Origin of the sequence: Globicatella sp. HMSC072A10 (genome assembly GCF_001811625.1) — a bacterium.
GTDB lineage: Bacteria > Bacillota > Bacilli > Lactobacillales > Aerococcaceae > Globicatella > Globicatella sanguinis.
Genome location: NZ_KV805682.1, coordinates 1 through 1,102, shown reverse-complemented (window position 1 = coordinate 1,102; position 1,102 = coordinate 1). Strand labels below are relative to the sequence as shown.

The following is a 1,102-nucleotide window of genomic DNA, read 5'->3' as shown; positions in this document are numbered from 1 at the left end:
CGAACCTCTTCATCCAGTTGTTTCGTAAGGGAAGAGACAAATGATTTAGAATAGGTTTTCCCACATAAATTTTCAATAACTTTTGACACTTTCCTTGTAGAGACACCTTGGATATACATTTCAAGCATGGTTAACAGAAGTGCCTTTTCATTTCTTTGGTAGCGTTCAAAGATTTCTTTTGAAAACTTGCCATCTCTTGTTCTTGGCACTCTGAGGTTTAATGTTCCTAGTTTTGTTGTGTAGTCACGATCTTAATAGCCATTACGATAAGTCATTCTATTGGGATCGCGTTGATAGGCTTTGTTATCTAAGTATTCATCCCGTTCTTTCTCCATCAGTTGATTAAATACCTTGGTTAGAATATCCTTCGCTGTGTTGTCTTTCACTTCTACGTCAATTAAGTTTTGAATTTCTTCGAGGTTCAGTGTAAAATGTACTTGGGTCATTTTAATTCCTCCTGGTTTGTTTTATTTTCCTAAAAATATTGTACCAGTTATGGAGGGATTAGTGACACTTTCTTTTTACACAATTATATGGACTTTATCTTTTGTAAGTAATAAATCATTAAATACTAGGTTATGTTTTCTATTAATTATTTAATTTGAAACGACATATAAAAGTTAGAGTCAGTATGTTAAAATATACATTATAAAATATCGGTAAATAAAAAATATAATAATTTTGGGATTATGACTAGAAATTCTAAAAGGATAAGCATTGTTGTTAGTAGCTTATAAGAAGTTTGTGTTTGATAAAATTAACATAATAATTAATGGACCAAACAATAATAATTTATTTTTGTTTAGGGTAAATTTTTGATTAAAAATATATCGGAAAGAAGGAAAAGAATGAAAAGGATATGTGTATTTTGCCTCTTAATGCTTTTAGTGTTCGGAGACGTTAGCTCAGTATTGGCAGTGAATACATTTAATTTAAAAATGAGAACAGGACACTGGATAGAGTTTGCTAATCAGCCATTACCGGACGATGGAGTGTTTTTGCTTGATGAAGGACACATTAGTAAGTTTGAGGGCTTGGATCAATATGGAAAATCAGCAGAAATCTATGGCATGTATATGTCAAATGAAAAAGGGACCACTTT

1 protein-coding gene and 1 pseudogene are annotated in these 1,102 nt (G+C 31.4%); one reads left to right on the top strand and one right to left on the bottom strand.

Annotation, left to right across the window (positions count from 1 at the left end; all coding sequences use genetic code 11):
* Positions 1 to 446 (bottom strand): annotated as a pseudogene (locus HMPREF2811_RS11735) (transposase); the annotation flags it as partial.
* A gap of 402 nt (positions 447 to 848) precedes the next feature.
* Between HMPREF2811_RS11735 and HMPREF2811_RS03925 the strand changes: the two are divergent.
* The coding region (locus HMPREF2811_RS03925) for a hypothetical protein (RefSeq protein ID WP_141749252.1) at positions 849 to 1,102 on the top strand (254 nt) is incomplete at its 3' end.